Consider the following 1118-nt stretch of genomic DNA (forward strand, 5'->3'; position numbering starts at 1 on the left):
CCTGCACAGGTAACTTCCCTCACCCTGGACAACCAGTCGGTGATGGAAAACCTGGAAGCAGGTGCGGTTGTGGGCAACCTAACTACCACAGGCGAGGACTTGTCTGGGTCGTACACCTACACCCTGGCATCAGGCACCGGCGATACTGACAATTCACAGTTCGGTATCTCGGGCAGTCAACTGGTGACCTCCTCAGTATTCGACTTTGAGACAGCAAATAGTTACAGCGTACGTATCAAAACCAATGACGGGAATGGCCATACGTTTGAAAAAGCGTTTACCATTTCGGTGGATGATGAGGCCGAATCAACTGATGCCAATATCCTTTCGTTTGTTCTGGCAGAACAAGCGGGAGATGCAGTAATTACCAACGCAGATCACACGGTAGCTATTGACGTAGTATTTGGTACTGACATCACAGCGCTGACTCCAGCAATCACTATTTCAGCAGAAGCGAGTATCAGTCCATTGACTGGCGCCGCTCAGGACTTCACAAACGCAGTGGTGTACACAGTAACTGCCGAAGAAGGCAATATGCAGGATTGGACGGTGACGGTGACTGTCGCTCCCAACACAGCAAGTAACATCCTGACCTTCGTGCTGGCTGAACAAACAGGCGACGCAACGATCAACGCAACAGATCATACGGTAGCCATTGGCGTTCCTTATGGCACCGACCTGACCGCCCTTACTCCAACCATTACGGTTTCCGAGCAGGCAACCATTGACCCAACAAATGAGGCCGCTGTCGACTTTTCTTCTGCTGTCGTTTACACCGTGACTGCTGGCGACGGTAGCACCCAGGAGTGGACTGTAACAGTAACTCCTGCTATGAATTCAGCCACCGATATCCTGACTTTCGTACTGGCCGAACAAATTGGTGATGCAGTGATCGACGCAGAAAATCATACCGTATCGGTGACTGTTGCCACTGGTACCGATGCCACAGTGCTTGCCCCCACCATTACTGTTTCGAATCAGGCGACAATTAGTCCGGCGAGTGGTGCAGCACAAGATTTTTCTGCTCCAGTCACCTACACGGTAACTGCCGGGAATGGTGCCACGGAGGAATGGGCAGTCACAGTAACAGTTGAGCCTGCGCCGTTGAGCAGTGCCAG

The 1118-nt window shown here is 51.9% G+C and carries 1 protein-coding gene; it reads left to right on the forward strand.

Translation table 11 applies throughout. The features are described from left to right. Nucleotides 1–1118, forward strand: a 1118-nt coding sequence (locus GC130_RS25500) for a DUF5018 domain-containing protein (RefSeq protein ID WP_152001203.1), incomplete at both ends; no start/stop codon positions are given.

The organism is Imperialibacter sp. EC-SDR9, assembly GCF_902498805.1.
In the GTDB taxonomy this organism is placed as follows: domain Bacteria; phylum Bacteroidota; class Bacteroidia; order Cytophagales; family Cyclobacteriaceae; genus Imperialibacter.